At 71.1% G+C, this 25,536-nt stretch carries 20 protein-coding genes and 6 pseudogenes; 15 read left to right on the top strand and 11 right to left on the bottom strand.

Features of this window, described 5'->3' with window-relative positions; all coding sequences use genetic code 11:
* Positions 1-49 precede the first annotated feature (49 nt).
* Positions 50-400, top strand: coding sequence for an antibiotic biosynthesis monooxygenase family protein (locus D9753_RS38525; RefSeq protein WP_240468524.1), 351 nt, complete (start codon positions 50-52; stop codon positions 398-400).
* Positions 401-589: 189 nt separating this feature from the next.
* Here D9753_RS38525 and D9753_RS35500 read toward each other — a convergent pair.
* The 3 genes and pseudogenes from D9753_RS35500 to D9753_RS35490 all read right to left on the bottom strand — a co-directional run bounded on the left by D9753_RS35500 (position 590) and on the right by D9753_RS35490 (position 2,782).
* Positions 590-1,417: pseudogene (locus tag D9753_RS35500) on the bottom strand (IS5 family transposase).
* A gap of 44 nt (positions 1,418-1,461) precedes the next feature.
* On the bottom strand, positions 1,462-2,091 hold the full coding sequence (locus tag D9753_RS35495) for a transposase family protein (RefSeq protein ID WP_240468388.1): 630 nt from the start codon (positions 2,089-2,091) through the stop codon (positions 1,462-1,464).
* 139 nt (positions 2,092-2,230) lie between these two features.
* Positions 2,231-2,782, bottom strand: a complete 552-nt coding sequence (locus D9753_RS35490; RefSeq protein ID WP_121790722.1) for a hypothetical protein — start codon at positions 2,780-2,782, stop codon at positions 2,231-2,233.
* A 94-nt stretch (positions 2,783-2,876) separates the two neighbouring features.
* On the opposite strand from D9753_RS35490, the gene D9753_RS35485 reads away from it, so the two are divergent.
* The 3 genes from D9753_RS35485 (at position 2,877) to D9753_RS35475 (ending at position 4,898) form a co-directional block, all read left to right on the top strand.
* Complete coding sequence (locus D9753_RS35485) at positions 2,877-3,401, top strand: PadR family transcriptional regulator (protein WP_121790721.1); 525 nt, start codon at positions 2,877-2,879, stop codon at positions 3,399-3,401.
* Between the two features lie 114 nt (positions 3,402-3,515).
* The gene (locus D9753_RS35480; RefSeq protein ID WP_394346789.1) at positions 3,516-3,929 is read left to right on the top strand and encodes an SgcJ/EcaC family oxidoreductase; all 414 of its coding nucleotides are present in this window, start codon (positions 3,516-3,518) and stop codon (positions 3,927-3,929) included.
* 54 nt (positions 3,930-3,983) lie between these two features.
* Positions 3,984-4,898 carry an IS982 family transposase gene (locus D9753_RS35475; RefSeq protein WP_121790720.1) on the top strand — a complete coding sequence of 305 codons (915 nt, stop codon included), beginning with the start codon at positions 3,984-3,986 and terminating at the stop codon, positions 4,896-4,898.
* A 229-nt stretch (positions 4,899-5,127) separates the two neighbouring features.
* Here the strand turns inward: D9753_RS35475 and D9753_RS39770 are convergent, their stop codons facing one another.
* The 4 genes and pseudogenes from D9753_RS39770 to D9753_RS38510 all read right to left on the bottom strand — a co-directional run.
* Complete coding sequence (locus D9753_RS39770; protein ID WP_449455866.1) at positions 5,128-6,009, bottom strand: condensation domain-containing protein; 882 nt, start codon at positions 6,007-6,009, stop codon at positions 5,128-5,130.
* A gap of 145 nt (positions 6,010-6,154) precedes the next feature.
* A pseudogene (locus D9753_RS38835) lies at positions 6,155-6,685 on the bottom strand (condensation domain-containing protein); the annotation flags it as partial.
* A gap of 208 nt (positions 6,686-6,893) precedes the next feature.
* The gene (locus D9753_RS38515; RefSeq protein WP_240468387.1) at positions 6,894-7,436 is read right to left on the bottom strand and encodes a phosphopantetheine-binding protein; all 543 of its coding nucleotides are present in this window, start codon (positions 7,434-7,436) and stop codon (positions 6,894-6,896) included.
* A 262-nt stretch (positions 7,437-7,698) separates the two neighbouring features.
* Positions 7,699-8,325, bottom strand: a pseudogene (locus D9753_RS38510) (AMP-binding protein); the annotation flags it as partial.
* A 52-nt stretch (positions 8,326-8,377) separates the two neighbouring features.
* Here D9753_RS38510 and D9753_RS35460 point away from each other — a divergent pair.
* The 5 genes from D9753_RS35460 to D9753_RS36835 all read left to right on the top strand — a co-directional run bounded on the left by D9753_RS35460 (position 8,378) and on the right by D9753_RS36835 (position 11,995).
* Positions 8,378-9,007, top strand: a complete 630-nt coding sequence (locus D9753_RS35460; RefSeq protein WP_121790719.1) for a DUF1707 SHOCT-like domain-containing protein — start codon at positions 8,378-8,380, stop codon at positions 9,005-9,007.
* A 79-nt stretch (positions 9,008-9,086) separates the two neighbouring features.
* The gene (locus D9753_RS35455; protein WP_240468386.1) at positions 9,087-9,485 is read left to right on the top strand and encodes an amidase family protein; all 399 of its coding nucleotides are present in this window, start codon (positions 9,087-9,089) and stop codon (positions 9,483-9,485) included.
* Between the two features lie 190 nt (positions 9,486-9,675).
* Positions 9,676-10,656 (top strand): AraC-like ligand-binding domain-containing protein, encoded by a 981-nt coding sequence (locus D9753_RS35450; RefSeq protein WP_121790718.1) that lies wholly within the window; start codon positions 9,676-9,678, stop codon positions 10,654-10,656.
* A 165-nt stretch (positions 10,657-10,821) separates the two neighbouring features.
* Entirely contained in the window at positions 10,822-11,313 is a 492-nt protein-coding gene (locus D9753_RS35445) for a hypothetical protein (RefSeq protein ID WP_240468385.1), read from the top strand.
* Between the two features lie 520 nt (positions 11,314-11,833).
* Positions 11,834-11,995, top strand: coding sequence for a hypothetical protein (locus tag D9753_RS36835; RefSeq protein WP_163010887.1), 162 nt, complete (start codon positions 11,834-11,836; stop codon positions 11,993-11,995).
* Between the two features lie 401 nt (positions 11,996-12,396).
* On the opposite strand, the gene D9753_RS35440 is transcribed toward D9753_RS36835, so the two are convergent.
* Complete coding sequence (locus D9753_RS35440) at positions 12,397-13,263, bottom strand: LLM class F420-dependent oxidoreductase (protein WP_121790716.1); 867 nt, start codon at positions 13,261-13,263, stop codon at positions 12,397-12,399.
* A 650-nt stretch (positions 13,264-13,913) separates the two neighbouring features.
* A complete protein-coding gene (locus D9753_RS35435; RefSeq protein ID WP_121791459.1) occupies positions 13,914-14,387 on the bottom strand; it encodes a GNAT family N-acetyltransferase in 474 nt (157 codons plus the stop codon).
* A 1,186-nt stretch (positions 14,388-15,573) separates the two neighbouring features.
* Here D9753_RS35435 and D9753_RS39765 point away from each other — a divergent pair.
* Positions 15,574-15,924, top strand: a pseudogene (locus D9753_RS39765) (transposase); the annotation flags it as partial.
* Here D9753_RS39765 and D9753_RS35420 read toward each other — a convergent pair.
* Positions 15,908-16,450 (bottom strand): GNAT family N-acetyltransferase, encoded by a 543-nt coding sequence (locus D9753_RS35420; protein WP_121790715.1) that lies wholly within the window; start codon positions 16,448-16,450, stop codon positions 15,908-15,910. The pseudogene D9753_RS39765 and the gene D9753_RS35420 overlap by 17 nt on opposite strands.
* A 190-nt stretch (positions 16,451-16,640) precedes the next feature.
* Positions 16,641-17,578, bottom strand: a pseudogene (locus D9753_RS35415) (oxidoreductase).
* A gap of 19 nt (positions 17,579-17,597) precedes the next feature.
* Here D9753_RS35415 and D9753_RS35410 point away from each other — a divergent pair.
* The 5 genes and pseudogenes from D9753_RS35410 to D9753_RS35390 form a co-directional block, all read left to right on the top strand.
* A pseudogene (locus D9753_RS35410) lies at positions 17,598-18,146 on the top strand (TetR/AcrR family transcriptional regulator); the annotation flags it as partial.
* A gap of 294 nt (positions 18,147-18,440) precedes the next feature.
* Positions 18,441-18,905, top strand: coding sequence for an ATP-dependent DNA ligase (locus D9753_RS35405; RefSeq protein ID WP_121790714.1), 465 nt, complete (start codon positions 18,441-18,443; stop codon positions 18,903-18,905).
* Between the two features lie 384 nt (positions 18,906-19,289).
* Positions 19,290-20,981 (top strand): hypothetical protein, encoded by a 1,692-nt coding sequence (locus D9753_RS35400; protein ID WP_121790713.1) that lies wholly within the window; start codon positions 19,290-19,292, stop codon positions 20,979-20,981.
* A 51-nt stretch (positions 20,982-21,032) separates the two neighbouring features.
* Positions 21,033-21,362, top strand: coding sequence for a trypco2 family protein (locus D9753_RS35395; protein ID WP_121790712.1), 330 nt, complete (start codon positions 21,033-21,035; stop codon positions 21,360-21,362).
* 37 nt (positions 21,363-21,399) lie between these two features.
* Complete coding sequence (locus D9753_RS35390) at positions 21,400-25,398, top strand: tetratricopeptide repeat protein (protein ID WP_121790711.1); 3,999 nt, start codon at positions 21,400-21,402, stop codon at positions 25,396-25,398.
* Positions 25,399-25,536 lie beyond the last annotated feature (138 nt).

Here is a 25,536-nt window from a genome sequence, read left to right as displayed (position 1 = left end):
CGAAATAGAGGTGTATGCGCGGCGACGCATCCCGCCTTACGGTGGCGCCATGAGCAATCGCTCCGAAGCGCCTGTCGCGCCCGTCGGGTCCTATGAACCCCCCTACTACGTAGCTGTCTTCACTACGGTGCGAACCCAGGACCAGAGCGGCTACAGCGAGACCGACGCACGCCTGGAAGACCTGGTGAAGGACGTCCCCGGGTACCTGGGGATGGACCACGCGCAGACTCCTGGCGGGCTGGGCATCACCGTCGGCTACTTCCGCGACGCCGACGCCCTCACGGAGTGGCGGACCAACGCCGAGCACCGCGCGGCGCAAAAGCGCGGGCGAGCCGAGTGGTATCAGAGCTACACGCTGCACGTGGCGAAAGTGGAACGGAGCAACGGGTTCACGCACTGAACCCCACGCGCCCGCCCGGCCGTCGCGCTCTGGGCGCCGGGCCCGCCACACCCGGGCAGTGACGGTGGCTGAAACACGCGCGACCCCCGTCCCGCCCGGAAGCGGCCCTCTGACGGCTCCGCTGCCCGGGGCCGGACTCCTCCTGCCGCCGGGCCCGTCCGCGCCTCCCCTAGGAGTTGTCTTCAAATGTCACGCCCACATCAACAGCGATGCGAGGGTGACGGCTGCTTGGTAGGACTCGGCGGTCTTGTCGTAGCGGGTCGCGATACCGCGCCACTGTTTCAGGCGGTTGAAGCACCGTTCCACCACGTTGCGCCGCTTGTAGAGCTGCTTGTCGAAGACCGGCGGGCGCCCGCCCCGGCTGCCGCGGCGGTGCCGGTTGCGGACCTGGTCGGCCCGCTCGGGGATGGTGTGGCTGATACCCCGGCGTCGCAGCCAAGTCCGGATGGCCCGAGCTGTAGCCCTTGTCGCCCAGGACATGGGAGGGCCGCACGCGTGGCCGTCCCGAGCCTAGGCGGGGCACCCGTATCGCCTCCATCACGGCGGTGAACTGGGTGCAGTCGTTGGTGTTCCCGCCCGTGATCGTGAAGGCGAGCGGGCGGCCCAATGCGTCACAGGCCAGGTGAATCTTGCTGGTCAGGCCGCCCCTGGAGCGTCCGAGGCCGGGGCTGCGGAGCCCCTTTTTCGGGCTCCGGCGGCGTGCTGGTGGGCGCGGACAACGGTGGAGTCGACCGACACCAGCCAGTCGATGTCCCCGGCCGCATCTGCCTGTGCCTGGGCGGCACGGAGCATCCGCTCGAAGGTGCCGTCCAGCGCCCAGCGGCGGAAGCGGGTGTGCAGCGTGGCCCACGGACCGTACCGCTCGGGCACATCCCTCCAGGCGGTGCCGGTCCGGAACTTCCACACGATCCCGTTGAGCACGGTGCGGTCGTCCAACCGCTTCCGCCCCCGCAAGGGCTCCGGCAGCAGCGGCCGGACGAACTCCCACTCGGCGTCCGACAGTTCATGGCGACGTATCACCCCACCATGATCCACCACTCAAGATCTTTTGAAGACACGACCTAGGGATGCTCGGGCGGGCGCGCAGACGGACGGGGGCAGCCGCGGCCGGGCACCCGAGCGAAGACGACGCAGCCGCCGTGAAGATCGACGTGAAGCCCAACGGGCGCGCCTGTGTCGCGCCCGCGAGGCGCTGCGACGGCTCGTGATGATGGCGATGTGACGGCCGGCCTGACGGTGTCCTGCCCGCGGCACCCGCCCCGGCCTGTCCGCCGATGTGCCAGCGCGCCGGGCAGCCGTGCGGCATGGACCCGTGGGCCAGGACCACGCCGTAGTGGTCCATCGCAGCCAGCAGTCTGGACCGCCGTGGGGGTCTTGGTCCGCGAACCGCGTAACACGTTGCCGTCGACCGCGATCACCCGCCGCCGGCCCCGCCTTCGTCTCCGAATCGGCCGGGGGTGGGGTTCTGGCCTGCAGAAAAGCGCCGATCGCCGCGTCCGGCGCATCACCGTCTCACGCTGCAGCAGGCGGCGCACCGCTGCGGCGTGCGGCACCGGTCGCAGACCGGTGAGTGGATCGGCCGCGAAGCCAAGGACACCCAGCGCATACTGCGGGGCATCCGTGATCCACTCGCTGGTCGCGATGAGCGAGCGGGCCCCGGCCAGCACCGCCGAGACGGCCGCGCACAGCAACGCGACCGCCGGATACCGCAGTCCCCGCCCATCGCGGGGATCGGCGACCAGGATCAGGAAACGCCCAGGTCAGCGACATGGCTCAAGGTGAGGGAAGCAGTCGGGGAGCCCAGTTGCTCCAGCACGGAAGGGATCGGTGCTAGACCCTGGCCCTGGCCTGGGCGGTGGCGACGTAGCGCAGGGTGAACACCATGGGGACCACGAACCCGGCGGCCTGGACGAGGGTCGCCGTCGCGGAGTGGCCCTGGCCGGCGTGGGCGAGGGCCGCGAGGGCGCCGGCCGTGGCGGCGAATGCGGCGGTCCATACGGTGGTGATGACCACGTTGACCCGGACGAAGGGCTTGAGGTTCCAGACTTCGGGTGGGGTGGTGCGCTTGGCGATGCCCAGCGTGAACGGCTTGCCCGCGAGCAGCGAGACCCCGGCGATGAGGGCCAGGGTGGCCGAGGAGAGTGCCGTCGAGTAGGCGTGTGCGGCCGAGTGGGGGTCTGCGAAGGCGACGGCCGCCAGGACCGCGAAGAAGACGGCCGAGCCGGTTTCCATGATCAGTGCGTCGAAGCCGACTCCCGTCCGCCGCTGTTGGGCGATCACCGCCACCGCCACCAGCAGCCCGGCGAGTGCCCCCCACTGCCACTGGGCGGACGGGACCACCGCGAAGACGATCCATGGAAGGAAGGTGCGTACGTACGACATCGAAGGCCCCCGGGCTGCTGACATTCCTGTTATGACATGTTGAAACTAGAAGTCACACCCTCGACATGTCAAGAGTGGAAGGTAAAGTGAAGGCATGAGCCTGCGACACGCCCTCCTCGGACTCCTGTCAGAGCGCCCGGCCAGCGGCTACGACCTGCTGAAGCGCTTCGAGACCTCTTTGGCCAACGTCTGGCCCGCCACACAGAGCCAGATGTACACAGAGCTGTCCAAGCTCGCCGACAACGGGCTGATCAGCGTCTCGGCCCAAGGCCCGCGCGGCCGCAAGGAGTACACCCTCACCGACGAGGGCCTGGCGGAGCTGCGCCACTGGCTGACGGAGACCAAGCCCCAACGCAACCCCCGGAGCGACATCCTGCTGCGGGTCTTCTTCCTGAACGTGATCACGCCCGACCAGGCGCGGAGCTACCTCACCGAGCTCATGGAGCTGTCGAAGCAGGAGTACGAGGCCCTGCGCCGCCTGGCCGACTCCATCGACTGGGACGACGACCCGCTGTCGGTGAACGGCAAGATCGCCCTGGAGTACGGCCTCCGCTTCAACGCGATGCGCCGCGAGTGGGCCGCGTGGGCGGCCGAGCAGATCCGCTGGGCCCAGGCCTAGATGATCGATTCCAAGGGGTCAGTGGACGTCCTCAATGGACGCCCTCGCCGAATTCGCGCAGCCGATCCCTTGACCGATCACCCTCTTGATCTCAACCGTGCTTGAGGTTGCACCATGGTCCACATGAACACGGAATCCACGGCGTACGCCGCAGACATCGAAGCCGTCAAGCAGGTCGTTGCCACCGTCGAGCACTCCCAGCAGCACAAGGACCCCGACGAATTCCTCGCCCTCTTCCACCCCGACGCGGTCTGGACGACGGCCCACGGCAAGGTTCTCATCGGCCTGGACGCGATCTCGGAGTTCACCCGCAAGGTGCTCCCCGCGGCCAACTGGGACGGCAAGGTCAGCTACGAGGTAGTCCATGTGCTCTTCATCCGCCCCGACGTCGCAGCGGTCAAGGTTCGTCAGCGCTACCTGACCCCGGACGACGAGAGCGAGGGCGCCCCGCTGTACGTGATGACCAAGCAGGACGACGGCCGCTGGCTGCTGACCGCCTGCCAGAACACGGGGGTCCTCGCCGACTGATCGATTCGGACGGATTGACTGCGCGCACGCGGCGAGGACGTCCAACGTCATTGTGTGATGACAGAGTTGGACACCCTCGCGACCGCACTCTATGTGAAGACCGACGACCTGCTGAAGGCGTCTCCGCATCTCGCGCCACGGCGGCCGACCGTAGGGATCGTCCCGCAGCTCACCGACGCCGAGCTGGTCACATTGGCGATGATGCAGGCCATTCTCGGCTTCACCTCCGAGGCCAGGTGGCTCCGCTATGCCCGCTCCCACCTGCGGTATCTCTTTCCTTACCTGCCCAAGCAGCCCGGCTGCAACAAGCGGCTGCGCAAGGGTGCCGGACTGCTTCGGCGGGTCACCCGGCTGCTCGCCACCGATACCTCGGTGTGGAGCGACGACGTGTGGATCGTGGACTCCACGCCAGTGGAATGCGGCCGTTCACGCGAGACCGTCAAGCGTTCCGACCTGGCGGGATGGGCCGAGTACGGGTACTGCGCCAGCCACAGCCGCTTCTTTTGGGGCCTGCGGCTGCGCCTGGTGTACACCCTCCAGGGCCTGCCGGTCGCGTTCGCCCTGACCGGGGCCAAGGCCGACGAGCGCGAGACCCTGCTGGATCTCTTCTCCGCCGAAGCCGACCTCGTCGCCGCGCGTCCTGCCCAGACGCTGATCGGCGACAAGAACTACTTCGGCCGGGGCTTCGAAGACGAGCTGGCCCAGCAGGACATCCGGCTGCTGCGGCCGGCCCGCAAGGGCGAGCCGGAGCGGCCCGGAGCTCCCCTGTTCAAGCCGTTGCGGCAGATCATCGAGTCGGTCAATGAGACCTTCAAGGGCCAGCTCGATCTCGAACAGCACCGAGGGCGCACGGCCGGCGGGGTCGTCGCCCGCGTCATGCAGCGCATCCTCGCGCTGACCGCCGCGATCTGGCACAACGACCACACCGGACAACCCGTCCTGCGCTCACTGACCGCCTATGACCACTGACCCCTTGGAATCGATCATCTAGGCAGCCGTACCCTCCCTGACACTCCGTGGGCGCGCCGAACTACCCCTCCGCTCTCCAAGAGCAGTTCGACCAGGTGAGCCGGCAACTGCTGCTCGCTCTCGGCCTTGAGCTGACCCACCACCGCACAGATCGGCGCCCGGGGTGATCCCGGGCCACGCTGCGAGGCGGATGCTTTCGCGATCACCGCGCTGAGCGGGGCTCTGGAGATCACCGGCACGATCCTGCCAGCCCCCTGACCAGCACCCGGACAGTGGCAGACGAGCGCCGGCGCCGAATGTCCCAGCAGCACCAACGGAGCCGACGGCGAGAAGACCACCTATTCCTATGACGCGGCGGGGCTACACCACCTCCGTCGCCACCAGCGGTACCGGCGGCGGGACCCGGGCCCTCGCCTACAACGAGGCGACCCCCGGGTGCGGTGGTTGCCAGGGGCAGGTGTGCACCACCACCGACGCGAACGGCAAGAAGACCGAGTTCCACTACGACGCCACGGGCAACCTGGTCGCGCAGGACGGCGTAGGCCACGGGCCGTTCCTCGTCGCGCTCGTGCACGTCGGCGTCGGCGACCTGCGGGTGGGCGCGCAGGGCCCGGGCCGCCGGGTGTCCGGGGTCGTCCCCGGCGGGTGCCGGGTGGGTGCCGGGGCCGGCGAGTTCGCTCAGCGGTGTGTCCGGGTCGGCCGCGGCCCGCGGCCAGCAGGTGGGCGTGGTCCCCGGGCGGTGGCCCGCGCCACGGCATCGTCCAGTGCGCGCGGGTCGTACTGGACGAGTGCCGCCGGACGCGTGGGGGGTGACGCGGACCAGGCCGGCGCCGTCGGTGCCGCGTGCCCGGGTGCCGAGGCGTTCCAGGACGAGGTCGAACGGGAGGTACCCGTGGCGCTGGGCCTCCAGGAGGGCGTCACGCACCCGGTGCAGCAGTTGGGCGAAGGACGGGTCACCGGAGGTGTCGACCCGTACGGGCAGGGTGTTGACGCAGAGGCCGACCAGTCCGCGCATGGCCGTACCGGTGCGGTGGGTGCTCGCCACGCCGATGACGAGGTCGTCGTCGCCGGTGAGCTGGTGCAGCGTGGCGAAGGCGGCGGTGAGTGTCACCGCGAACAGGGTGGCGCGGCGTTCGGCGCAGGGCGTCGGGCAGGCCGGGTGCGACGGGCACCGTGTGCACGGCGGCCGGTCGGGCGGTCGTGTCCCGTGCGGTCGTGGCCGGCCGGGGCAGCGCGGGTGGGGCGGCGCCGGCCAGCAGGTCGGCCCAGTGGTCGAGTTCGGCCCGCAGGCCGGGGAGGGCGTCGTGCTCGCGGTGCGCGTGGTCGGCGTACTGCGGCGGTGCGGCGAGCGGGTCGGTGCCGTCCGGGTCGCCGGCCGCTTCGTACAGTACGGCGAGTTCGGCCGCCACCGTGTCGAGCGAGCCGCCGTCGACGGCGATGTGGTGGAAGGTCAGCAGTACGGTGTGGTCCCGCGGCCCGTGGCGCAGGACCAGTGCGCGTACGGCCTCGCCGGCAGCGAGGTCGAAGGGGCGGGCCGCCTCGCGGCGCAGTGCTTCGGGAGCGTGCGCCGGGTCGGTGTCGGCCGCGTGCACCGGGACGGCCGCCGGCGGCGGGAGCACCTCCTGAGCGGGTTCGCCGTCCTGTTCGGTGTAGCGGGTGGGCAGGATCTCGTGCCGGGCCACCAGCGCGGTGAGGGCGGTGGCGAACGCGGCCGGGTCGAACGGTCCGCGCACGCGCGTGGCGAACGGCACGTGGTAGGAGTCGCCGGCACCGCCGAGGCGTTCCATCAGCCACATGCGGCGCTGGGCGCGCGAGAGCGGGTGGCATCCGTGCCGGGCGGCGGCGCCGGGCGTGTCGCGCGGTTCGGGACTACCGGCGTCCGCAGTCGCCGCGCCGCCGCCGGGGGCGGTGGTGGTGCGCCGGGCGGCGCCGGCCCGGGCCCGGCGCAGGAGTTCCTGCTGGAGTTGCCGCCGGGTCGGCGCCGTGGGGTCGGCGTCAGTGGGCATCTTGGTGCTCCGGGGTCTGGGGGTGCGGATCCTGGTGGGCGGTGATCAGGGCCCGTTCGACCAGGGCTGCCTGTGCGGAGACGGTCGGGGCGGCGAAGAAGTCGGTGAGGGTGAGCTCGACACCGAGTTCCTCACGCAGGTCGTCGGTGACGGCGAGGGCCAGCAGCGAGTGACCGCCGAGGGCGAGGAACTCGGCGTCCGCGCGGGTGACCTCGCTGCCCAGGGAGCGGCTCCAGACGTCGGCGACGGCCTGTTCCACGGGGGTCATCGCCGTCGCCGAAGTGCCGGGGTGGCCGTTGCCGGTCGTGCGGGCCAGGTCGGCCAGGGCGCGCCGGTCCACCTTGCCGGCCGGGGTGAGGGGCAGCCGGTCCACCAGGGTGACCGTGTCGGGCACCAGGTGGGCGGGCAGGACGGCGGTGAGGCGTTCGCGCAGCGCGACGCCGGTGGGCGCGGGTCCGGGTGCGGCGACGACGAGGGCGAACGAGACGTGCTTCGGGGGTGCCCGCGCGGTCGACGGTGACGGCGGCGTCACCGACGTCGTCGTACCGGCGCAGGGCGTGTTCGACCTCCGCGGGTTCGATGCGGAAGCCGCGGACCTTGACCTGGTCGTCGTTGCGGCCGTAGAAGTCGAGGGTGCCGTCGGGCCGGGCGGATACCAGGTCGCCGGTGCGGTAGAGGCGGCCCCCGGCCGGGTGCTCGACGAACCGTTCGGCGGTCAGTCCGGGCAGGCTCGTGTAGCCGTGGGCGAGCCTGCTGCCGCCGACCCACAGTTCGCCGCGCTCCCCCGCCGGGACGGGCCGGCCGTCGTTGTCCAGGACGTGGGTGGTGGCCCCGGCGATGGAGCGGCCGATCGGTACGGGGGCGTCGCAGTCGCGGGCGGTCCAGCGGGTGTCGTCGGGGGCCGGGACGAGGGCGGCGCCGGAGGTCAGCGCGGCCCACAGTTCGAGCAGGTGGGGGTCGAAGGCGACACCGATGAGGAGGGACTGGCGGTCCCCCGGCGCGAGTCCGGTCTCGTCGCGGTACCAGTCGAGGGCGACGGACAGGGAGTCCTCGGCCACGGCCACCGCCTTGGGGCGGCCGGTGGACCCGGAGGTGAGGACGGCGTAGAAGGCGCCTTCGGGGGCTCGCCGCGCGCCGCGGTCGTGCGCGGCGGAGGCCGCCACCGCGGTGGCGGGGGCGTTCACGCCGTCGGTGGGCAGGGGCAGCGGGGTCCGCTCGCCGGCGCGGTGGGCGGCGGGCAGTACGCCGGGGTCGCCGACGAGGCAGGCGATGTCGAGGTCCTCGCTGACGGCCTGGGTACGGCGTTCGCCGGGGCGGGGGCCGAGCGGCAGATAGACGGCGCCGATGCGGGCGAGCCACCAGCCCCCGCCAGCCCCCGCGACAGGCGCTCCCCGCCTGAACGACCATAGGGGTGGCGCCACTTCACCAGTGGACGAAGGCCGTGAGGGAGCAAGGTGTGAAAAGGTTCAGTGCATGACTGAACACACCAAACATTCGGATGAGATGAAGCGCATAACTCCAGTGTCCTCGTCCGGTAGGGAGGTGCGTGTCTGCGACGACGACCGCAACCACGCGGCCGAGCGGGTACGGGCCGCCGTTGTGAACGGGCGCCTGGAGATCAGCGAACTGGACGAACGGCTCGCCGCAGTGTACGCCGCGCGAACGATGGGCGAGTTGGAGGCCGCCGGCCGTGGCCTTCCCGAACCCGGGCCCCGCGACGCGCTCGTGGTGGACCGCGTGCCTACCTCACGCTTCGCCCTGGGCATGTTCGGGGGCTTCGAGCGCGAGGGTGAATGGGTCGTCCCGCCGAAGTTCACGGCCTGGTCCATCTGGGGCGGCGGGCGGCTCGACCTGAGCGAGGCCCGCTTCGCCGAGCAGGAGACCGTAATCCGTGCCGTCGCGCTGTGGGGAGGCACCGAGATCGTCGTCCCGGACGACATCGAGGTCAAGGTCGAGGGCTTCGGTCTGTTCGGCGTGTTCGGCAAGCGTGGCGCCCGCAAGATCGGAAAGTCGGGAACCCCGCGCGTCGTGATCAAGGGCATCGCCGTGTTCGGTGGTGTCGTTACCAAGAGCAAGCCGGTGGCAAGTCCGCCGCAGAGGTAACGAGGGCGTCCCGAGCCGGCCCTTCGGCGCGGCGGCGTATAAAAGAAGCCATGGAAGACCGTGTGCGCAGCGCGCCCTGGTGCCCTCTGCCGAACGGCTGCGGACGTCGGCCATCTGTGTGACGGAGAACGTGGAACACACCCTCGGGCGGACGGGCGAAGTCGACGATGTCGTCCAGGCTTTCGTGGCCGAGCCCGGCCGGGCCGACCGGCTGCGGGCGGCGGCCCGTGGCCTGGCCGAGTGTGCCGAGGGGCCGGCCGGGTGCCCGCCGCTGTACGGCATCCCCGTCTGGGTGAAGAATTCCGTGCACGTCGACGGGCTGCCCATCCGCGCAGGCTCCGCGCTATGGGCCGATCTGCTGACCGGCCGCCGGGCCGCGGTGGTGGACCGGCTGCTGGAAGCCGGTGCCGTCATCGCGGGCAAGACGGTGACCGCGGAGTTCGCCGTCGCCGTACCCGCCCCTTGCCGACGGCGGTGACCCAGTCGTACTCGAACGTCTCGCGGACGCCCAGGCCGAGCTCGCCCGCGTAGCTGAACTGCGGGCTGTCGGCGGCCTGTCCGGTGGCCAGAAGTGGTGCCTACCCATGACGTTGCCTGATTCGGCCCTGTCGGCAAGGGACGCCGGCTGGTAATCCGGTGCACGTTGCTCATCGAACCCGGAGGGGATCATGGAACGGGTCTTCGACAGCAGAAACTTCTCGGGGCAAGAGGCTCTGGCCGCCTGGACGGAGACGGCTCGGCGAGAAGTCATGCCGAAGACGTTCCGTGCTGTGGACAGTGACGTGTTCCGCGGCTGGTTCGATGAAATGTCATTGGGGCCGGTTCAGGTTTCTTCGATGGCTTACTCATCGATAACCACCTCCCGGACATCGAAGTCCATCCGCGTCTCCGACCCGGAGTGCCTACAGATTGTTGTGCCCCGTTCCGGACCTCATTTCATCGAGCAGAATCGGCGCAGCAGTCTCGTCGGGCCTGGGGAGCTGGTGCTCTTGAGCAGTTCCCGACCGTTCGAGTCGTACGCCATCGGCGAAGCAACGCTCATGCGGTTCCCCATCGCCCTGCTGCCGGTGAGTGCACGCCGTGTTGACCAACTGGTCGCCTGTCGGCTGCCTGCCGACAAAGGGATCGGTCAGTTGTTGGTCGACTACCTGACCCGTGTGACGGACAACCACACGTGCTACACGCCCGCAGACATGCCTCGGCTGGGTACGATCGGTCTCGACCTGGCCGCTGCTGTTCTCGCCCATCATCTGGAGCGGGAAGACGACATCCCGGCCGACAGTCGGCAACGAGCCCTGTACGCCCGTGTCACCTCGTACATCCAAGACCATCTCGGCGACCCCATGCTCAGCATCGACGGCATAGCGGGGGCCCACCACATCTCCGTCCGCACACTGCACCGGCTCTTCCAAGCACACGGCGCGAACGTCCGCGCCTCGATACGCGAGCAGCGCCTGGAGCGCTGCCGCCGCGATCTAGGCGATCCGGTCCAGCGTGACGTGCCCATCAGGGCCATCGCCGCCCGGTGGGGCTATCTCCGCCCCGCTGATTTCACTCGTGCCTTCCGCTCTGCCTACGGTGTCGCGCCTGTCGACTATCGACACCAGGCCCTGCCGTGCCCAAGGGCGCGGAGGACCTCGCGTGAATGATCTTTCTTCTCTCGGCCTTCTCCGGATGATCTGTCGTACCTGGCGCTCCGTGCTAACGAGTTGGCACGTCTCGCTAAGGCGATGCGTGTTGCGTGCCCGGAGACTGGGTGAGCCCGGTGACACATCAGAAGCGCACCGGAGAACCTCTGGAAGGCAGAGAGATTGATGAGGCACACAACCAGGCGCACAACGAGCCGCACCCAGCTCCGTCGCGCCGCCCTTGTGGCGGGCGTCCTGCTCGCCGTGACCTCGGCCGCCGGCACCGCCGAGGCCACCACCTCGGCCGCCGGACAGCATATGACAGCCGCGGCAGCAGGCTCGGCCTCAGCATCGGACGTCAGCCCCGCGCGGGCCTGCACGGTCGACGCACCGCGCTTCACCAGCTACCCGGGGACCGGTTCCAACGACCCCGCGTACTGGCCCGCCCGGGGCACCTACGCCACCGCCACCACCCGGTGCAACGACATCAACCTGAAGCTGGACGGGACGCGCTCGGTGCGGACGTGCTTCAAATCGGGGTCCGGCTGGAGCTGCAATGCCTGGCGGACGTTGAGCGCCGGGAGCTGGGGCGTGGCCGCTACCGATGTGTTGGACGGCACCAGGTTCTTCCTGCAGTTCAGCGGAACGGCCCGCGCGGCAGGCCAGATCGACTACTGACGGCCTGCTCGCAACAGGTCGGCCTGTGCTGTCCCGCCCGTCTGACCGGCGGGTGGGGCAGTGCCACGCGCAGCGTGCTGCCCCGCCTGGTGGACGAGTCGCCGGTAACAGATGCCCCTCCGCGCCACACTCCCCCGTCCTCGTCGCCTGCTACGTTCCGCAGCTCGCGGACGCGGTCGCCCTGGCGCGCGGCGGCACGAGCACTCTTCGAGCCGGCCGACCGCCTCTGGCAACGTACGCACTCCGGACGCGGGTCTCCGTGAGCCCGCGGACCTCAAGAGGCTTGCTGCGACCGGCTGTGCCGTGGCGGCGTGGGCACCGGGCGGCGGTGGACGGCAGTACGCGGCGGCCGCGGTATGCGGCCTGGGCTCCGCCGCCCCGGGGAGCGGGCGCGGCGCCGATGGCAGAACCCGATGGTGCGAACGCGACCTGGGAACCAGACAGCAACTGGCCGGGGCCATGGAGAAGGTCCGGGCGGCTGCCGGCGGCCCGAGCCTGCGTCAGCTATCCGCCCGCGCCCGTGGACACACACGGTCCTCCGCTCGCGCCGCCCTGCACAACGCTCTCCAGCCGGCGGCTGCCCCACGAGGAGCTGCCGGCCGCGTCCGCCCCGGTGTGCAGCACCGGTGAGGAGACCACCCGGGCGCTGCTCGCCGCCTGCCCGGATCCTGGCCGGGCCTGAGCCGCGGGCGCGGGCGGACAGCCGTGCTAGATCGCCGAACCGGCCGAGGAGCGGCGCGCGCGGGACGCGGCCGCGCGCCACTGGAGCTGGGACGAGACCCGGGGGCGCGGAGTCCGGGGGCGGAGTGTCGAGGCGCGGTGGGCGGCGGGTCCGGTGAGCCGCGGGTGCGGAGCTGGACGCCGGGAACGCGCCGGACCGGGCGGGGGCAGCGGGCGGCGTACCGGCACAGCAGCGCCGCGTACGGCTCGAAGGCGGAACTTCCGGGGGAATGAGCCGAGCCGGCACCCGGGAGCGTGGTGCCGGCTACCCGGCCTGGGCTGTCGTACGGCCACGGCTGCGGCTGCGGCTGCGTTGCGCGCGGCCGCACGTCGGGCACCCCGTGCCCCCTTGGGCCGGGCCGGTCACGCGAGCAGGGAGGCGAGCCTGCGCCATTCCTCCCTGGGCAGGGTGCCGTCCGTGCCGTCCGTGACCACCTGTAGGGCCACGTGGTCCGCGCCCGCCTCGTGGAAGGCGGCGACGCGCTCGCGGATCCGGGTCTCACCGCCCCAGGCGAAGACCGCGTCGATGAGACGGTCGCTGCCGCCGGCGGCGACGTCGGCCTCGGTGAAGCCCAGGCGCAGGAAGTTGTCCGTGTAGTTGGGGAGTTCCAGGTAGCGGGCCAGGTAGGCGCGGGCCGTCTCCCGGGCGCGTGCCGGGTCGGTCTCCAGGACCACCTTGAATTCCGGCGCGAGCAGCGGCCCTTCGCCCAGGATCTCGCGGGCCCGGGCGGTGTGTTCGGGTGTGACCAGGTACGGGATCGCGCCGGCCGCGCGGTCGCCGGACAGGGCCAGCATCCTGGGGCCCAGCGCGGCGAGCACCCGGCGGTCGGCGGGTACGCCCGCTGTGTCGAGCTCGCCGAGGTAGCCGGTCATCGCCGCGAACGGGCGCTGGTAGTTCTTCACCAGCGGGCCGTGGCTGACGCCGAGGCCCAGCATGAACCGGCCGGGATGAGCCGTCTCGATCTCGGTGAATCCGGCCGCCGTCGTGGCGGCGTCCTGCTGCCACACGCTCTGGATGCTGGTGCCGACCGTGATGCGCCGGGTCGCCCCGATGAGCGGGGCGGCGTGGTCCACGGTGCTGTTGCCGCCCAGCCAGACAGCGCCGTACCCGAGTTCCTCCAGCTCAGCCGCGGCTTCGTCCAGTTCACCGCGCCGGGCCGGATCCTCCGAGCGCAGCTCGCCGCTCCAGACGCCGTACCGGCCGATGTTCTCCTTCAGTGAGGTGGTCATCGGGTGGGATCCTTCCGGTGGTGGGCTGTGCCGTGATCATCACGTCTTCCGCCCGTGCCAACCGGAGGGCGTCCCGGGTGATTCCCGTCCTTCCCTCAGTCGGCCGAACGGCCGAGGAACCGCTCCAGTGCCTCCACCGCGAACCGATGGCCCGAGCGTGCATGCGGTGAGGTCATGGGAGTCGTTCGGCAGGCCTGGGGCCCGCACTCGCCATCGGTGTGGTGAAGGCCGGCGGTGACAGCGATGACGATGCGGAGCTGGGCGTGGAAGGAATGAGGAACTCCGCCAGCCGATGATGCGCGGACCGCGTACGTTGTGGCCGCAGGCGGGACCGGCCTGCGGTCGTGATCCGGCGCGTGACCTGGTTGCCCGCAAGCGGCCTCGGGCGGACGCCTCAACCCGACTACCGTCAGCGCCTGATCGTCGCAGCGGGTGCAGGGTCGGGGCGCGCGGCGTACAGACCAGCTGACCCTGCATCAAGTGGCTCGCTGTACCTCGTGGGCCTGCCGTCGTACCGAGATCGAGAAGACGGCGGTGCGGAGGCGGCGGAGTACCCGGGGGGGTGTACGCCCCCGATCCGGTACGGCCAGTCGACGGCGTCGACTACGACCAGGTCGTCTGGCGACCGATTACCAGTGACGGCTGGCTGGTCAGGGACACGAGACGTTGAGCGGCAGGTCTCGGTGGAAGACCGCCATAGCCCGGCCGGGGCCGTTGTAATCGTCGACGATCCTCGTGTCGAAGCCGAGGCTGCGATGGAAGGCGATCGAGCCGGTGTTCTCGATTGACGTGATCGCCTTCAACTGCCGTGCACCATGACGTTCCGCTGCTTCAGCGAACGCCGCATACAGACGACGCCCGAGGCCGGTGCCACGGGCGTCGTCCCGCGTGGCGATCAGATGCACGTATGCGGTGCCGTCTGGGGTGACGAACCCGAAGACGTACCCACGGATCCCGTCCTCGGCTCGGGCAATCAAGCAGGTGGAACCGAACTCCTGCACCAGTGCCAGAAGGTGCAGCGACCGAAGGTCGCGTTCGCCCCAGTAACGGGAATGATCAGTCAGGACCTCGTGGAAGTCGGCCACCCCAGCCGGTGCAATGTGTATCCCCATGATGACGATCATGGCAGGCGGCTCGGTCGTTACAGGCGAAGGTCCGCACGGGTTGGCAAGTTGTGACGCAAGCCTGGGCCCATGCGGCCAGTTCCCACCCTGCCCTGTCCGGAGTCTCCCGCGCACACTTCGGCGAACTGCTCGAAGAACTCGCCCCCCAAATGGCAGGCCGCCCGTGAGTCCGCCTTGCGGGAACGGCGGGGCGGGGACCGCAGGATGGCTGTTGGTGCCGGACCCAAGCAACGCCTGGTCTTCGTCGGCCGGCTCCTGGTCCCACTGGTGCACCTGCGGCTGGGACTGCCGCACGCCGCTCTGGCACAGTTGTGGGCCGTTGGCGCTGAGATTGATCATGGCCTCAGCCGCGGATCTCCGTGCTCGGGTGGGGCTGGGCCTGGAGACCTCACGGAGGTCGATCTCCTCGGGGGTGAGCAGGTCTTCTGGCCGACGGATGAGAACAAGCATGGGCCGCAGCGTCAGGCCGTGGTCCGCCGCAGCCTTCTCGGCTTCGGCCGGCGCCCGATAGAGCGGGGCGACTGAGACGTTCTCGCCCGCCTTCTTCCCCGTGGTGATGACCAGCTTCATCGCGACCTCGGGGACGGGGACGCCTTTGTTCTTGAGCGCGACGACGAAGGTGAGCATGCCGTCGTCCATGACCTTCGGCCGTCCGCCGTGGTCGACCCTGGCCGCTGCGGTGACCTGGCCTTCGAAGGTCTTCTCCCGAATGTAGTTGCGCTCGATCTGCCCGGCGACGGCGAGCACGGCGAAGAACATGGTGCCCGTGCCGTTGGGGCCGTAGATGCCGGTGAGCGGGCCGGTGAGGAGTTCGAGCTGAATGCCGCCGACCCGGAGCTCGGCGGCGTTGCGCACGAGCCGCTTGAGCTCGTGGACGGTGAATATGACCGGCGTCTCGGGTGCGACCTCCTTGAACCAGTGGCGAGCGCGAGCGCCTTCTCCGGCTCGGGCCGCGCCTTGATGCGGGTGCTGATCTGCTCCTGGAAGACCTTGTAGCACTCCGCGCGGTTGAGGGCTGCGAGCTGGCTCGCCCGCTCCTGGCGGGCGGTCGAGGTACGGTCGTACCCGATTCTCATCGGTCGCTCGGTGTGGGGCGCGGGCACGATACCGGGCCAGCGCCGCGAACCGGTTCGGCGGGATCTGTGACAGTTTCAACCGGTCCCGCTGGAACGCGCCGCTCCAGCGACTGGGCCGCATCCTCGTGCCCCGACTGGGGTGCGGCAGGCCCCGCGGGCGCCCGCGACGGGTGCGGACCGACAAGGCGTACGCGTCCCGCCAGAACCGTGCCTAGCTGCGGCGTCGCGGTATCCGCTGCACCATTCCGGACAAGGCCGACCAGGTCCGCGACCGCAAGAAGCGCGGGTCCAGCGGTGGTCGGCCACCGAATTTCGGCCCAGAGGACTACAAGGCCCGGCACGCGGTCGAGTGCGGCACCGATCGCCTCAAGAGACATCGGGCCGTGGCCACCAGGTACGAGAGATTCGCGGCCCGCTACGAGGCTACCGTCCTCGTTGCCGCCATCAACGAGTGGTTGTGACGTACTGGTCCGATGACAACTCGAACACCCGGACTCGCCGACCGCCGATGGGATTGACGGTCTCACGGACCGGATGCATCCCCAGTTTGGTCATGATCCGTTCGGAGGCGTCGTTGCCCACTTGAGTGATGCTGACGATCCGCTCCAGCCCTCGCTCCTCGAACCCGAACCGTACAGCGGCCGCAGCGGCCTCGGTGGCCAAGCCCTGCCCCCAGTGGGAACGTCCCAGCCGCCAGCCGACCTCAACCGCCGGCAGTACCTCCGGCAGGAAGTCGGGCACCGAAAGGCCGGTGAACCCGGCCAGCTCGCCAGTGGACCGGATCTCCACGGCGAACAGGCCGAAACCCTGCGACTCCCACTCGCTCTCCCATGCCTGGACCCCGTCGCGAGTCTGCTGTTCGTCACGGACGCTGCCGTCACGGATCCACCGCATGACCTCGGGGTCGGCATTGACGGCAGCCATGGGCGCAACGTCTTCCTCACGCCAGCGACGCAGGATCAAACGGGGAGTCTCAAGCGTGACCATCCGATCATTCTGGATCACAAATGGGCTCTCTGCCATCCTCACCAAGCACTTCCCCAGGTTCAGGGGACGGATCCGCCGGCGTGCGGAAGGCACGGCAGCCTCGCGCGCGCGTTCGTGGCCGGGTTGTACCAGCGGATCCAGGGACTGCTCTCAATGGTCTTCGCGGTCACCTTCACCCCTCCGGGATCACTCAGGCGGCGGCCGGGAACCCGAAGCGCACGGAGGTCAGCTCCTCCGACAGGTCCCACAACCGGCGCCCGCTCTCCGCGTCCGCGGCCCGGGGCGCGAGCTGCACCGTCTCCGGCGCACCACGCAGCTCGGCCATGCCGTCGGGACCGATGAACTGCCCGCCCTCCACACCCGAGGCGGTCGCCGCGTAGAGCGTGGGCAGTGCGCCCTGGTCCGGCGTCTGGGCGAGCGGCAGCAGGAGACCTCCGAAGAGGAGTTTCATCATGCCCGCCGGCGAGCTCGTCTGGAGGTTGGTCGAGGTGTGTCCGGGGTGGGCGAGCAGGCTGCGGACCGGACTGCCGGCCGCGGTCAGCCGCTGGTGGAGCTGCCAGCCGAACACGGCGTTGGCCAGCTTCGACCGGTTGTAGTAGCCCATGGGCGAGTATTTGCGCTCACCGGTGAGGTCGTCGAAGAAGAGAGTGGCCCGGCGGTGATCGGCCGAGCTCACCGTGACGACACGGGGGTCGTCCCCGGCTTCGAGGAGGTCGAGCAGCAGGCCGGTGAGCGCGAAATGGCCGAGGTGGTCGGCCGCGAACTGCACCTCGTGTCCCTGTGCGCTCAACGTCCGGTGGGGTGGCGCCATCAGGCCCCCGTTGTTGACCAGCACGTCCAGGGGCGCGTGGTCGGCGTGCAGCCTGTCGGAGAAGAGGCGGACCGAGTCAAGGTCCGCCCGGTCGACCTGGCGCACTTCGACTTCGGCGCCGGGGGTCTCGGCGGTGAGCTGCGCGACCGCGTTGCGCCCCTTCCCCTCGTCCCGTACGGCGAGGATCACGCGCGCGCCCTTGCGGGACAGCGCCCGGGTGGTCGCCAGGCCGAGGCCGCTGTTGCTCCAGTGACGACGAACACGCGCTTGCCCAGGTCGGGGATCTGCTCGGCGGTCCAGCCACGCTGCTTGCTCATACGTCACACGCTGCCTGATATGACACTCGAGCTGTCGCGAGCCGCACTGCGGCTGCTGGCCCGGACGGGGTTCCACGCGGTCACGGTCGACGAGATCGCGGCCGTCGTAGGCGTGTCCAAGCGGACCTTGTTCCGGTACTTCGCGTCCGAAGAGGTCGTGGTGATCCAGTTCCTGGCCGGAATGGGCACCGGCATGCGGGCGGAACTGGCCGGCCGTCCCGCCGACGAGCCGCCGTCAGTGGCACTGCGCCACGCCGTCCGGGTCTCCGTCCACGCGTGCGCGGGCCATTCCCAGCGGACGCTGGGCGTCGTGCCGTTGATCCTGGGCACGCCCGCCCTCCTCGCCCGCTTCCTGGAGCGCCAAGCCCAGTGGCGTGATGAGCTGGCCGAAGAGCTGGCCGGCTGCCTGTCGCTGGATCCGCGGACCGATCTGTAGCCGCAGCCGGCCGCCGGTATCGCTTTGACCGCGTTCGACACGGTGCTGCAGCGGTGGAGCGACGGCGCCGCGGACCCCGAGGCCCTGACCGACCGGGCTTTCGCCCTGATCGGGCCGGCGCTCGACGCCGTCGGCCAGCAGGGGGACCGGCGGCGCGGAGCCGTGACGGTCGGCGACGCGGCCGCGGGCACCCGTCACAGCTCCGTTCGTCGCCCGTCAGGACGCCGCAAGCGGTCACCGGGGCCTGGTCGTGCGCCAGGACGCCACGGTCCCCGGCTCGGTCGCCGCGCCGCCCGGCCAGCCGGCACCCGAGGCAGTCCGAGTGCCCGTCGCGCGCGGTGAGGTCCCGGATCGGAACAGCTCAAGCGACAACAAGTCACTCGAGACAGAGGGCGCGATTCCGGAGGTTGGCGCCGGGCCGCGCAGATGCCGGACGTTACCGCGCCGGACGGCGAGTTGGTCGCACGGGAGGCGGCGGGCCGGCTCGCCTTCGAGCAGCTCCAGAACCGGTTGCAACGACGCGGCGCCCGGGCGGCGCGGGCCGCGGACGAGTGGCCGGCCCACTTCGTCGCCGTCGATCTGCTGCGGCTGTCTGGGACCGACACGATCAGTTGGCCCTACCGGCGGCGCAGGGCCGCCCTCGAGTCCGTGTTCGCCGCCCGCCGACTCATCGCGCCGTGGGTGTTGTGCCCGCCGGCCATCGACCCGGACACCGTGCGCGAGACCACGGAGGCGATCGTCGGTGCTCTCAGAGGAAGCCGGCCGACCGTCCGGGGGAAGGAATTCCGGTCCGGCGGCGTGGAGGAGTGGCGCGGTGGGCGTGGTCGGCGGGACGTCACTGGGTCGCGCCGCCGGCGACCCACTCGCTCCACGGTATGTTCCAGTCGCTGAGGCCGTTGTCCGGGGCCAGCAGTGGCGGTCAGCTTCGCCCTGGCGCGACCGCGCCCCGGTGGGCATGCGAGCGCAGCCAACCCGCCGGAGAGTGCGGCGGCGGGGATCTGCTCCAGCCGGGTGGACAGGCCGCTGGGCGTGCCCAGGTCGCCTTGTAGAGACTTTCCGTGATCAACGGAGCCAGGAGCGGGGGCGCGGTAGTGATGGGTGGTGGGGGGTGTTTGTGCAGGTGCTGTTCCTGGTGGTCGTGCTCGGCCGGTCCGGTGAAGGGCCTGGTGCCCTACAAGAGCGTCCAACTTCTTGTGGCAGGTGTTCCTCCGATCGCTCCCCATATTCCTTCGATAGGTTGATTCATCCCTCCGCCTGCCGCCATGCTGTCGAGCTATGGGGGAAGCGACGACACCGACGGCCATCGGGGCCGACACCGGGGCACAGGTGGTCTTCCATCTCTTCGCCGCGTCGGATCGCGAGGAGACGGACGCCGCGAGAGATGTGTTGAGCCGGGCCGGTGTCGCGTACGCGGACTTACGCCCGCCGGGCGTCAACGCCCCCGGCGATGACGTCCTCACCGGCACCGCCACCGCCGCCGCCCTCGCGGACGCCGTCGCCGCGCTCAGTCACTTCTTCCGGTACGGCATCGCCGTACGCCTCGCAGGGCCGACCGATGTCGTCGTGCGGTCGGATCCCCGCGTCGAGCACGGGCACATCGTGATCCGCAAGCCGCGCCGCGACGTGCCCGTACGGGACAGCGGAGCCCTACGCTCCGCTCTCAACGGCCTGCTCGCACAGGGGGCGCCGGACCCAGCGCCCCTCCCTTACCCGCCCAGCCTCATGTTCCGCGATCACCAGAGCGCCGAGCTCGCCGCCGAGGCCACCCGACTCGCCCGTGTCTTCACCGACCCGGACTTCGTCAGCGGCGCCGACCCCACCGGCACCCTGCTCGACAACCTGCAGAAGCTGGCCGACGCATCCGGCAGGCCCCGCAGGCTGCTCGACCTGCTCCTGCTCGCCCACGCCTTCTCCCGTACCGACGACGGCGATCACCGAGTGCGCGACCTGCGTATACCCGGCCTGGACGAGGTCCAAGGAGTGGCCTCCACTGTCGAGGTCTTTGTCCAGCCGTCCACCGACCCGGAGTCCCGGGTGCTGGCCCGCCCCCTCGCCGACGGCCGGCAAGGCTTCCTCATCGGACTGCCGCCGCAGACCGTTGAATTGATGGCCAACATCTCCTGGGCCCTGCCCACCCTCTGCGCCGTCACCGGGGCGGCATCCGGCGCTGCCGATCCCGACTCCTTCCCGCTCGACCGCGACAGCACCTGGGGCGCCGTCGACGCCACCGTCGCCTCGTACATGCGCTGCTGGCGACCCCCGCGCGCCGCCTCCCTGCTGCCGCCCCGGCCGCTCATCCCGATGGCCATGCCGGAGGGCGAGATCCCCTACGGATCCGGGGACCCCTACCTGGTCTTCAACGCGTGTGCCCTCTTCCTCATCGCCCGCGAACTCACCCCGATACTCCAGGGCAGGCTCAGCAACGGGATCGAGCCGCCTCTGATGCCGTTCACCGCGGGACTGCCCCGGGAGGTGCGCCTGGCGACGCAGGCGGACTGCGCGGCGTACGTCCACACGATGAACGCCCTCATCCTGGGGGCCGGCACGGACGGCCCCTTCGTACCCGACTTCGGCAACATCCGGCGCCACTTCCATCACGGGAAGCCGAGCCGGTTCGGCCGGATCCGGCGACTGGAGGAACAGGCGCGGTACGAGGCCGGAGTGGTGCTGGCCTGCGTGAACCGCACGACCGAGGCCGTGCTCAGCTACTACGCCGTGGTCGACATGTTCGCCGCGCTCGCCCGCGCCCGCCGCGACGGCGCGCTCGCCCGCCGTCTGGAGGCGATCGGCGAACGGCGCGAGGCGGTGTGTGGCTACATGCTGTGGATCAAGGAGCACGAACTGCCCGAGGCCTGGGGGCTGCGGACCCGGCTGGAGGGGGAGGAAGACGGGTGGGAGCGCGTATGGGAGTACGTCCGTCATGCGCAGCGGCATCTGGTGCCGACGCTGGTCGATCCATCACGCTGACCTTCCGCCGTCGCGGGGACAGCCGCCTCGGTGCGTCGCTACGGTGGCTCCATGAAGGACATCACCGTCGGCGAAGCCATCGACCACCTTCGAGCCGAACTGACCGCCGCTCGCGATCGCGCCGTGAATTCCGGACTGCACTTCGAACTCGGAGACATCTCCCTGGAGTTCACGGTGGAGCTGCGTCGCGAGCAGAGCGGGAAGGGGTCCATCAAGGCGTGGGTCGTGTCCGGGGAGGCGGGGGCTGTGAAGTCCGGAACCGCCGCCCACAGGCTGGCATTCACGTTGCGCGCGGTGGACCAGGACGGCGCGGGCATCCGCATCGGCAACAGCGACGCTCCGACGGGCGGTCTGACCGGTGGGGGCGGGCTCGTCCGCTGACTCGCCCGCAGGCGTACCACGGTGAACGGGGGCACAGATGGAGCTGAGCCGTATCGTCGCGGTCCTGCTGCCGGGTGCGGAGCAGCGGTACGGCGGCAACGGAACCGGCTATCTCCTGGGCGCCAGGCTTATACTGACCGCCCGTCATGTCCTGGAAGGGCGGGACGCCTGCGACGTACAGGTGCCCGGCGGTCGCGCGGTACCCTGCACGGTCGTCTGGCGCGGCGCCACTCACGTCGACGCGGCCCTGCTCCTCGCCGAGGCAGACGTCCGCGAGCAGGTCGCCCCGGTCCGCTGGGGGCGGCTCGTCACTGCCCGGCACCAGCCCTGCGACGTCGCCGGCTACCCCGAGGCCGGGCGCCGGGCCGACGGCGGTCTCGATCTTCAGCAGCCACGCGCCACCCTCGCCCCCGGCACCGGCGCCCTGTCCCACCGCTACACCGCGGAACTCGCCAGCGCGCCGCCCGCCGACCCCGCCCGCCGCACACCCTCCCCATGGAGCGGCCAGTCCGGCGCGGCCCTCTTCAGCGGCGCGCTGCTGACCGGCGTCGTCGTGACCGATGTCAGCGGCTGGGGGCTGCCGCGCTGGGAGGCCGTACCGGTGTACGCGCTGCTGGCCGACCCGGGGTTCACGGACCTGGTCACCCGGCACACCGGCGCCCCGCCCGTGTGGGAGCCGGTCGACCTTCAGGGCCTCGTCACGCCCGCCGCGGGATGGCCGGTCCGCTCCCCAGCGACGCTGCTGGACCAGCGCGCCGAGGTGGTCCGCTTCCACGGCCGCGAGCACCTGCTGGGGGAGCTCGACGACTGGTGCCAAGGCGAAGGCGTACAGCTCGCCGTCCTCACCGGGCCCGGCGGTGCCGGCAAGTCCCGGCTCGCCCGCGAACTGTGCACCCGGCGGCGCGACCGGCACGGCTGGGCCTGCGGCTGGCTGGACGAGCGCGGCCCGGCCGAGGACCTCGGTGTGCTCGCCGAGGTGGACCGCCCACTGATCCTGGTCGCCGACTACGCCGAGCTGCGGATCGCCCAACTGACCGCCCTGCTCACTGTGCTGGACCGACGGCCCGACGGCCGTCCTCCGGTACGGCTGCTGCTCACCGCGCGAGGGAGGGGCGACAGCACGGGCGGCTGGTGGGACCAGCTCAGGACCCGGACGCGCGAGACGAGAAACCTGACCTACGACACCCTGCACCGCGAACTGCCTCCGCTGACGGAGTTACCGGACCGCGACGCGCACTACCACGACGCCCTCACCGACCTCGCCCGGCGCCTCCCCGAGGCACTGCCCCGGGAGCTCAGGGACGTCACCGGTGACTGGACGGGACGCGTCGCCCTCGTCGCCCCGCGCGATGTGAGCGCCCCCGAGTACGGCTCCGCTCTCACTCTGCACATGACCGCGCTCACCGACCTCCTCGCCACACATCCCGCGACCCGCCCGGACGACACCGGCCTACGGGTCGAGGAGCAACTCCTCCTGCACGAGCGCGCGTACTGGGAGGACAGCGCCGCCGGCCGCCCCCGACTGGCGGAGGCGGGCCCCGTGCCCCTGGCCGACGCGGTGGGCACCGCAATCCTCACCGCGGGCGCGGAACCCGCTCTGGCCGCCCCGCTGTTGCGCTCCTCCCCCGGCTTCCGCACGGCGGACGCCCCGACCGTGGACCAGGGCGCGGCCTGGCTCGCCGAGATGTACCCCGCCCCGGGCGATAGCTGTTGGGGCGCCCTCCAGCCGGACCGCCTGGGGGAATACCACGTGGGGGACCGGACGCGGGCGGACACGGCCCTGGTGACGCTGCCGTTGCTGACGTTGGCGGGGGCGAGGACGGCGCTGTGGCGGTCCCGGGTCGAGGAGCCGACGCCCGCCGGCAGCCCCGAATCGCGACCCGCCCCGCCGAGCCCTGAGCACCGCACCGCGTCAGTGGCCGCCCGCACCGGGCAGCCGACGTCGGCCGAGACCCCGCCGGCCCCTTCCGCCGCCCCCACCCTCCTCGCCGCCCTCGTCACTCTCTCCCGCGTGGCCGGACTCCCCCGCCACTGGCACCCCGTCGCCCGCGCCCTGGACGAAGCCCTCGGCCGTGACTCGGCCCTCGCCGGCACGGTCATGGAGGCCACCACCCTCACCGAGTCCCCCGAGCCCCTCCTCGACGCCCTGCACCGGCTCACCGACGCACCCGACACCGACCCCGAGCTGCTGCTGGAGCTGCTCGACCGGTTGGGCGCGGGGCGTAGCCGGGTGCTCGCCGCGTGGGCCACGCGTACCGCCGCCACGGCCGCGCGGGGGCTTCCGCCGACCCCGCGGGCTACCGCGCTCGTGCACGAGGCGGGGTGGCGGCAGGCCGCCGGGGACCACTGGACGGCCCTACGCCGATGCGACGAGGCGCTGCGGCTGTACGACTCCGGCGAGGCTGAAACCACACCCGCCGCACGGTTCACCGCGCTGCTCACCATGGCCCGCTCGCACCGCTGGACCGTGGAGTTCGACAAGGCCCAGGCCGCGCTGGACAGGGCCGCCGAGCTGGTCGGCACACTTACCCCGGCCGACCAGGCCCCCGCTCGGGCGGAGATCCTCGGCGAGCGTGCCCGTGTCATCGTCGGCAGCGGTGACGACGATGCCGCGCGCCCCCTCCAGGAACAGCGCGTCGCCCTCCTCAACTCCCTCGCCGACACGGGCGATCCCGTTGTACTCGAACGTCTCGCGGACGCCGAGGCCGAGCTAGCGCACACCCTCAAGCGCAAGGGCGAGTTCCGTGCCGCCGCCGAGACGCTGTCCGAGCCCACCGCCCACACCCTGCGGCAGATGGCCGATGAGCGGCCCGACGCCCTCGGCCACGACGCCGTGGGCAGCCTCGTCGGCCGTGCCAACCGGCTGCGCGTGCTGGACCGGTTCGAGGAGGCGCTCGCCGTCCTGCGCGACGCGCTCGCCGTCGTCGACCAGCCGGAGAGCCTGGCCACCCCGGTGGCCGCGGAGGGCCTGGCCGTCGTCCTCAACAACATCGGTGGGACGCTCGTCTCCATGGGCAGACCCGAAGAGGCGCTGGAGCCGATCCGCCGCGGGCTCGCCATCCGACGAAGCCTCGTCGCGGACGCCGGCGAGCCGAACGAGCTGTTCTGGAACTCCCTCCTCCAGCACGCGTCCGTCCTGACGGAACTGCGCCGCCTCGACGAGGCGCGGGAGGCCGCCGAGGAGTGCCTGGAGGTCGGCTGCGAACTCGTCCGCAGCAAGATCTCCCGCCCCAGGGTGGAGGCCCAGGCCCAGATCATGCTCGCCGAAAATCTGATCGACCTCGCCCGAGGGAACCCCGACCAACGGGGTGACCTGCGCAGGGCGAAGCGACTCGTTGACCAGGCCGTCCGCAACTACGACCGCGACATCAGGAATCTCCCGGGCGACCACCTGGGCGAGTACACCGCCGTGCTGTCCCTCGCCGTCGATCTCTACTTCGCCCTTGGTCGGCGCCGGGCGGCGCGCTCCACGATCCGCCGGGCGATGCTCGTCCGCCGCCTCCTGGTCCGCCGTGACCCCGAGCAGCACGGCGACAGCGTGGCGGCTCAGCTCGAAGGCCTGGCCCGGAAAAGCCTGCAGGCCGGGCAGACGAGCGACGCGGAGGGCCTGCTCGGCCAAGCGGTCGCCATCCGGCAGGTAGTCCTCGACGTGTGCGGCCTGCCCACCGACCGGTCCGCCCTGGCCGCCACGCTCGCCCAGTACGCCGGTGTGCTCTCCCGGATGGGCCATCAGCGCGAGGCCCTGCCCCATCTGTACAAGGCGCTGGAGCTGACCCGCGAGGTGGAGCCGCACGCCGGACCCGACCAGTACGCGCTCGCCATCGCGACCTGCCACTACAATCTCGCGGACACCCTCCCCTGGACCGGCGCCTTCGACCAGGCGCTGCTCGAGGTGGCGGCCTCCGAGAGGAGCCTCGCCCCGCTCGCCGACCTGAACCCCGATCTGTACGCGCGCGAGATGGACGACTGCGCCCAGCTACGCGCCCAGATCGTCAGGGCGGCGGAGCACGGTCTTCCCGACCGACGTCACCCCTGATTCACTGAAGCGTCACGGCGACCGGCACGCTCACTCCCGGGACGGGATCCTTGTGGCGGTCTCCCTCGCCCAGCGGCCGGCCACCGAAGCGTCCGGCCCGCTCCCGGCAGCAGCCTGCCTCAGCCAGTCCCGCAGGTC

Origin of the sequence: Streptomyces dangxiongensis (genome assembly GCF_003675325.1) — a bacterium.
GTDB classification, from domain to species: domain Bacteria; phylum Actinomycetota; class Actinomycetes; order Streptomycetales; family Streptomycetaceae; genus Streptomyces; species Streptomyces dangxiongensis.
This window is presented reverse-complemented; position numbering and strand designations above follow the sequence as displayed.

Excerpts from the sequence above, each read along its gene's own strand:
- D9753_RS38525 (WP_240468524.1), top strand. The coding sequence starts at position 50 with ATGAGCAATCGCTCCGAAGCGCCTGTCGCGCCCGTCGGGTCCTATGAA.
- D9753_RS35435 (WP_121791459.1), bottom strand. The coding sequence starts at position 14,387 with ATGATCGTCATCATGGGGATACACATTGCACCGGCTGGGGTGGCCGAC.
- D9753_RS35420 (WP_121790715.1), bottom strand. The coding sequence starts at position 16,450 with ATGGTCACGCTTGAGACTCCCCGTTTGATCCTGCGTCGCTGGCGTGAG.
- D9753_RS35405 (WP_121790714.1), top strand. The coding sequence starts at position 18,441 with ATGCCGGACGTTACCGCGCCGGACGGCGAGTTGGTCGCACGGGAGGCG.
- D9753_RS35440 (WP_121790716.1), bottom strand. The coding sequence starts at position 13,263 with ATGACCACCTCACTGAAGGAGAACATCGGCCGGTACGGCGTCTGGAGC.
- D9753_RS35460 (WP_121790719.1), top strand. The coding sequence starts at position 8,378 with ATGACTGAACACACCAAACATTCGGATGAGATGAAGCGCATAACTCCA.
- D9753_RS35490 (WP_121790722.1), bottom strand. The coding sequence starts at position 2,782 with ATGTCGTACGTACGCACCTTCCTTCCATGGATCGTCTTCGCGGTGGTC.
- D9753_RS35450 (WP_121790718.1), top strand. The coding sequence starts at position 9,676 with ATGGAACGGGTCTTCGACAGCAGAAACTTCTCGGGGCAAGAGGCTCTG.
- D9753_RS35395 (WP_121790712.1), top strand. The coding sequence starts at position 21,033 with ATGAAGGACATCACCGTCGGCGAAGCCATCGACCACCTTCGAGCCGAA.
- D9753_RS35480 (WP_394346789.1), top strand. The coding sequence starts at position 3,516 with ATGGTCCACATGAACACGGAATCCACGGCGTACGCCGCAGACATCGAA.
- D9753_RS35485 (WP_121790721.1), top strand. The coding sequence starts at position 2,877 with ATGAGCCTGCGACACGCCCTCCTCGGACTCCTGTCAGAGCGCCCGGCC.
- D9753_RS35390 (WP_121790711.1), top strand. The coding sequence starts at position 21,400 with ATGGAGCTGAGCCGTATCGTCGCGGTCCTGCTGCCGGGTGCGGAGCAG.
- D9753_RS35400 (WP_121790713.1), top strand. The coding sequence starts at position 19,290 with ATGGGGGAAGCGACGACACCGACGGCCATCGGGGCCGACACCGGGGCA.
- D9753_RS35445 (WP_240468385.1), top strand. The coding sequence starts at position 10,822 with ATGAGGCACACAACCAGGCGCACAACGAGCCGCACCCAGCTCCGTCGC.